The sequence below is a fragment of the Pseudonocardia sp. genome (assembly GCF_025465255.1).
Classification (GTDB): Bacteria; Actinomycetota; Actinomycetes; order Mycobacteriales; family Pseudonocardiaceae; genus Pseudonocardia.
Genome location: NZ_JAODNI010000056.1, coordinates 26084 through 32304, shown reverse-complemented (window position 1 = coordinate 32304; position 6221 = coordinate 26084). Strand labels below are relative to the sequence as shown.

Genomic DNA, 6221 nt, shown 5'->3' with positions numbered 1-6221 from the left:
TGGACGACATTGTGGCGAAGTTCCGGGTGTCTGTCGATGTCGGTGGGTTGATTGCTGTGCCGCCGCAGTCCGCCTTTCTCTGTGTGGACGTCGGCGTGGACTGCTTGATCGACTCGATAAGCTCGTTGCGGCAGTTGCCGTTGTGGGAGAACGGCGGCTACCTGATGTTCCGGCCGGAGGTGTTCGACCACCTCATCGAGGGCTGCGACCTGATCGAGGACGTCTGTGCGCCGCTGGCGAAGCAGGGCCGGATGCTGGCCTACCGCTACCGCGGTTTCTGGCAGCCGGCGGACACGGTCAAGGAACGCACCGCGCTGGAAGCGGCCTACCAGGGCGGCACCCGACCGTGGATGCTGTGGGAAGCGCCGGATCGGGACCCGCTGCAGGCCGCGATCGCGGCCCTGCAGGGCGCCCGTCCCGAGCGCTGAAGGTGCGGATATGGCGGACGTGACCGGAGGAGGGACGACATGTTGAGCCTGCTCCCGGAGCGTCTGGACCGGATGCTCCTCCTCGGTGCCCACTGCGACGACATCGTGATCGGGGCCGGCGGGTCGCTGTTGGAGCTGTGCCGCGCGCACCCCGGCGTGCGGGTCACCGCCATGGTGCTCACCGGCGGGGGCTCGCTGCGCGAGGAGGAGGAACGCGCCGCGCTCGCGGCGTTCTGCCCCGGTGCGCAGCTCGAGATCGTCGTCCACGACATGCCGGACGGCCGGGTGCCGACCCGGTGGGAACGTGCCAAGCAGGCCGTGGAGGAGATGCGCGGGCTCGGCGAGCCGGACCTGATCCTCGCGCCGTCGCCGCACGACGCGCACCAGGACCACCGGACGCTCGCGGAGATCGTCCCCACGGTGTTCCGGGACCACCTGACCCTGGGCTACGAGATCCTGAAGTGGGAGGGCGACCTCGCCCAGCCCGCCGTCTACCTCCCGCTCGCCGAACCGGTGCTGCGGGAGAAGGTCGCGAAGCTGCACGAGCACTACGGCAGTCAGCGGGACCGGAACTGGTTCGACGCCGAGACCTTCGCGGGTCTGGCCCGGATCCGCGGCGTGCAGTGCCACGCCCGCTACGCAGAGGCGTTCCACGCGTCCAAGCTGGTCCTGGGCGTGGCGCCGCTCACCGGACCGGATCCCGTCGACTGATAACCCGGATGACGCCGTCGGCGATGCACCGGGTAGGAACGTTCCTCCAGGGAACGACCGACACGAGGAGAACCGAGCTGTGCGAGTTCTGTTGACCGGCCACCAGGGCTACCTGGGCACCGTGATGGCGCCGATCCTGGCGGCCGCCGGGCACGAGGTGGTGGGCCTGGACAGTGGCCTGTTCGCCGACTGCGTGCTCGGGTCGCTCGACACCCCGGACGTCACCGGGTTGTCCACCGACCTGCGGGACGTCACCGAGGACCAGCTGAAGGGCTTCGACGCCGTCGTCCACATGGCGGCCCTGTCGAACGACCCGCTGGGGTCGATGGCCCCGGAGATCACCTTCGACATCAACCACCACGCGTCGACCCGGCTGGCCACCCTCGCCAAGGGCGCCGGCGTCGGCCGCTTCGTCTACGCCTCGACGTGCTCGGTCTACGGCGCGCAGTCCGGCGACGACCTGGTGGACGAGGACGCCCCGCTCAAGCCGGTCACCCCGTACGCGATCTCCAAGGTCCGCGTCGAGGACGACCTGGCGAACCTCGCGGACAGCGGCTTCGTGCCGGTCTCGATGCGCAACGCCACCGCCTTCGGCTTCTCGCCGCGGCTGCGGGCGGACATCGTGCTGAACAACCTGGTGGGCCACGCGATCCTGTCCAACCAGGTCAAGGTCCTCTCCGACGGCACCCCGTGGCGTCCGCTGGCGCACGCGGAGGACATCGCCCGCGCCGTCGTCGCCGCCCTGACCGCGCCCGCCGAGGTGGTCAGCGCCCGCGCGTACAACGTGGGCACCGAGAAGAACAACCGGACGGTCGCCGAGATCGCGCAGGCCGTGGCCGACGCCGTCCCGGGCTCGGAGCTGCTCGTCACCGGTGAGGCCGGCAACGACCCGCGCTCCTACCGGGTGGACTTCTCCCGTGCCCGCAAGGAGCTCGGTTTCGAGGCCGAGTGGACGATCCCGGCCGGGGCCCGGCAGCTCGCGGACGAGTACCGCGCGCGAGGCCTCACCCAGGACGCCTTCGACAACCGGTTCACCCGCCTCGCGGTCCTGAACGCGCGCCAGAAGGCGGGCACGCTGGACGGCAGCATGCACGTCATCGGCTGACGCTCCCGTTGATGTTCACGAACGGCACTTTCGTTCATTAGGTTTGAACGAAGGTGCCGTTCGTGCATCGAGGGAGGGACCCGCGCATGTGCCGCAACATCCGCACGCTGCACAACTTCGACCCCCCGGCTCGTGACGACGAGGTACAGGCTGCCGCGCTCCAGTACGTCCGCAAGGTCAGCGGCACCGCGAAGCCGTCGCAGGCCAACGAGGAGGCGTTCGCGCGGGCCGTGGCCGAGATCGCGCACGTCACCCGGCACCTCCTCGACGACCTGGTGACCACCGCGCCGCCGAAGGACCGCGAGGTCGAGGCGGCCAAGGCCCGGGCCCGGGCGCAGGAGCGCTACCGCAACTGAGCGGTCCGCCGCTGTGCCCGTGAGCGGTCCGCCGCTGCACCCGTGAGCGGTCCGCCGCTGCACCCGTCAGCGGCCCGCCGCTGCACCCGTGAGCGGCCCGCCGCTGTGCCCGCGGAGCCCCGCCCGTCGCTCGATACGGTGAGCGGGTGCCTCGCAGTTACCTCCGCTTCCCGCACCTCGCCGGCGACACGGTCGTCCTCGTCGCCGAGAACGACATCTGGACCGCCCCGGTCTCCGGGGGCCGCGCCTACCGCCTGACCGCGGACGACGTCCCCGTCGCCGCCCCCCGCTTTTCCCCGGACGGCTCGCTGGTCGCCTGGACGTCCTGGAAGGACGGCGCCCCCGAGGTCCGGGTCGTCGGCGCCGAGGGCGGGGCCGCCCGCAGGCTGACGTTCTGGGGGGACCCGCGGACCCGCGTGGCCGGCTGGACCGAGCTCGACGGCGAACCGGCGGTCGTCGCCGTCTCCGCCGCGGGCGAGTCCTCACCCCGCCGGACCTGGGCCTACGCCGTCCCCCTCGGCGGGGGAGGGCCGCGCAGGCTGGACGTCGGGCCCGTCTCCGCACTCGCGCTCGCCCCCGACGGCCCCGGCCGGCTCCTCGGCACGACCATGTCCCGGGACATGGCCTGGTGGAAGCGCTACCGCGGCGGCACCGCCGGCAAGCTCTGGTGGGATCCGACGGGCTCGGGCGAGTTCGCGCGGATCGCCGAGGACCTCGACGGGCAGCTGGACTCGCCCATGATCGTCGGCGACCGCGTCGCCTTCCTGTCCGATCACGAGGGCTGGGGCAACCTCTACTCGCTGTCCCTGAACGAGGACGGCAAGGTGGGCACGGACCTGCGGCGGCACACGGACCACGGTGCTCCCGGCGCCCCGGAGTTCTACGCCCGGCACGCCACCACGGACGGCACCCGCGTCGTCTACGAGTCCGCCGGCGAGCTCCACCTGTTGGACTCGCTCGGTGCTGATGACGCTTCGCGTGGGCCAGAGCCGGTGAAGCTGGAGATCCGGCTCGCCGGTCCGCGGACCGACCGCGAGCCGTTCCGGGTCGGCGGCCGCCGGTTCACCAGCGCGGTCCCGGACAAGACGGGCCGGACCAGCGTCGTCTCGCTGCGCGGCACCGTCCACCGGCTCACCCATCGGGATGGGCCCGCGCGGACGCTGCTGGCCGAGCCCGGCGTGCGCGCGCGGCTCGCCCAGCCCCTCGGCGACGACCGGGCGATGTGGATCGACGACGCGACCGGCGAGGACGCCGTCGCCATCGCCCCCCTGGACGCGCACGCGGACCCCGCGGCGCTCGCCCGGTACGGCTCCGGGGAGCTCGGGCGGGTGCTGGAGCTCGAGGCGGCCCCGGACGGCGCCTCCGCCGCGCTGGCCACGCACGACGGCCGGCTGTTGCTGATCGACACCGTGACCGGCGCGATCCGGGAGCTGGCCCGGGGTGCGGCCGGGGAGATCGCCGGGCTGAACTGGTCCCCGGACAGCCGGTGGCTGGCCTACGAGGACCCGGTGGAGCCGGAGCTGACCCGGATCATGGTCATTCGGCCCGACACCGCCGACGACCCGGCCGACACCCACGTCGCCGTCACCGAGCCGCGGTTCGTGGACACGGACCCGGTGTTCACCGCGGACGGCAAGTACCTCGCGTTCCTCTCCCGGCGCAGCTTCGACCCGATCTACGACGAGCACTCCTTCGACCTGACGTTCCCCGCGTCCTGGCGGCCGTTCCTCGTCCCGCTGGCCGCGCGCACGCCGTCCCCGTTCGGGGCGAGCCCGGACGGGCGGCCGACCTCGCCGGCGGACGAGGGGCCGGATGACCTCCCCGCACTCACCGAGGAGGACCCCGCGGCCGAGGAGTCCGGCGCGGAGCCGGTTGCCGAGCCCGAGGCGAAGAAGGACGGGAAGAAGGACGACGCCCCGCCGGAGACGGTGATCGACGTCGAGGGCCTCTCCGGACGCGTCGTCCCGATCCCGGTGCCGGAGGCGCGCTACCGCGGGCTCGGAGCGGCGAAGGACTGTCTGCTGTGGTTCCGCGTCCCGGTCAGCGGGGTCCTCGGCGACGGCCGCGCGGACGGCGAGCGCGGGCCCCGGCCCGTCCTCGAGCGCTACGACCTGGCCCGACGCAAGCTGGACGTGATCGCGGACCCGGCGAACGCCTACGGGGTCAGCGGGGACGGCACGCGCCTCGTCGTGCGGGACGGCCAGACCCTGCGGCTGCTGCGCACGGACCGCTCCGGCTCCTCCGCCCCCTCCGACGGCGACGCGGACGAGTACGAGATCGACACGAGCCGGATCTCCGCCACGATCGACCCCACCGCCGAGTGGCGCCAGATGTTCGACGAGGCCGGGCGGCTGATGCGGGACCACTTCTGGGTCGAGGACATGGCGGACGTGGACTGGGCCGCCGAGCTGGCCCGCTACCGGCCGCTCGTCGACGCCGTCGGGAGCAAGGACGACCTCGTCGACCTGCTGTGGGAGCTGCAGGGCGAGCTCGGGTCGTCGCACGCGTACGTCGTCGGCGGCGGAGGCGGCGGGGACTGGGACGGCTCCCCGGGCCTGCTCGGTGCGGACCTCGCCCCGGACGCGGACGGCACCTGGCGGATCAGCCGGGTGCTGCCGCCGGAGACGTCGGCGCCGCAGGCGCGCAGCCCGCTGGCGGACCCGGGCGTCGACGTCCGGGAGGGCGACGCGATCCTCGAGGTCGCCGGGCGTCCGGTGGACCCGGACTGGGGCCCTGCGCCGCTGCTGCTCGGCGCCCACGGCCGGCTCACGGAGCTGACCGTCCGGACCGCCTCCGGTGAGGTGCGCCGCGTGGTCGTCCGGCCGCTGTCCGACGATGTCGCGCTGCGCTACCAGGACTGGGTCGCCGGGCGGCGCGCGTTCGTCGCGGACCGCAGCGACGGCCGGCTCGGGTACGTGCACGTCCCGGACATGGTCGCGTCCGGCTGGGCGCAGCTGCACCGCGACTTCGGCCGGGAGTCCAAGCGGGACGGGCTGCTCGTGGACCTGCGGGGGAACAGCGGCGGGCACACGTCGCAGCTGGTGATCGAGAAGCTGGCCCGCAAGGTGATCGGCTGGGACGTCGTGCGGCACCGGCACCCCGAGACCTACCCCGCCGATGCTCCGCGCGGGCCGGTCGTCGCGCTGGCGGACGAGCACTCCGGCTCGGACGGGGACATCGTCACCGCGGCGTTCAAGCGGCTCGGGCTCGGTCCGGTGGTCGGGGTGCGGACGTGGGGTGGCGTGATCGGCATCGACAGCCGCTACAGCCTCGTCGACGGCACCCGGGTCACGCAGCCTCGCTACTCGTTCTGGTTCGACGACCTGGCCTGGGGCGTGGAGAACCACGGCGTCGACCCGGACGTCGAGGTGGTGATCAGGCCGCAGGACTGGGCTGCCGGCCGGGACCCGCAGCTGGAGAAGGCCGTCGACCTCGCCCTGGAAGCCCTGGAAGTGACCCCCGCGGTCCGCCCCCCGGACCCCGCGACGCGCCCCTCCCGCCGCCGTCCGGACCTCCCACCCCGCCCCTGATTCCCGCGAGTCGGCACTTTCGGTCGACCGAGTCCGCGATCCCGGATGTCCCGGAACCGCCGACTCGGTCTCCCGGAAGAGCCGACTCGCG

The 6221-nt window shown here is 73.3% G+C and carries 4 protein-coding genes and 1 pseudogene; all 5 read left to right on the top strand.

All coding sequences use genetic code 11. From position 1 onward, the window contains the following. A pseudogene (locus tag JWP64_RS05820) lies at positions 1-428 on the top strand (glucose-1-phosphate cytidylyltransferase); the annotation flags it as partial. Between the two features lie 39 nt (positions 429-467). After that, complete coding sequence (locus tag JWP64_RS05815; protein ID WP_297493209.1) at positions 468-1139, top strand: PIG-L family deacetylase; 672 nt, start codon at positions 468-470, stop codon at positions 1137-1139. 79 nt (positions 1140-1218) lie between these two features. After that, a complete protein-coding gene (locus tag JWP64_RS05810) occupies positions 1219-2244 on the top strand; it encodes an NAD(P)-dependent oxidoreductase (protein ID WP_297493207.1) in 1026 nt (341 codons plus the stop codon). 86 nt (positions 2245-2330) lie between these two features. Continuing rightward, a complete protein-coding gene (locus tag JWP64_RS05805) occupies positions 2331-2600 on the top strand; it encodes a DUF2277 domain-containing protein (RefSeq protein WP_297493206.1) in 270 nt (89 codons plus the stop codon). Between the two features lie 146 nt (positions 2601-2746). Next, on the top strand, positions 2747-6130 hold the full coding sequence (locus JWP64_RS05800; RefSeq protein WP_297493203.1) for a S41 family peptidase: 3384 nt from the start codon (positions 2747-2749) through the stop codon (positions 6128-6130). The last annotated feature ends 91 nt before the right edge of the window (positions 6131-6221 follow it).

Bases quoted from the DNA above. Each gene is read 5' to 3' on its own strand.
- JWP64_RS05805 (WP_297493206.1), top strand. From the start codon at position 2,331: ATGTGCCGCAACATCCGCACGCTGCACAACTTCGACCCCCCGGCTCGT.
- JWP64_RS05815 (WP_297493209.1), top strand. From the start codon at position 468: ATGTTGAGCCTGCTCCCGGAGCGTCTGGACCGGATGCTCCTCCTCGGT.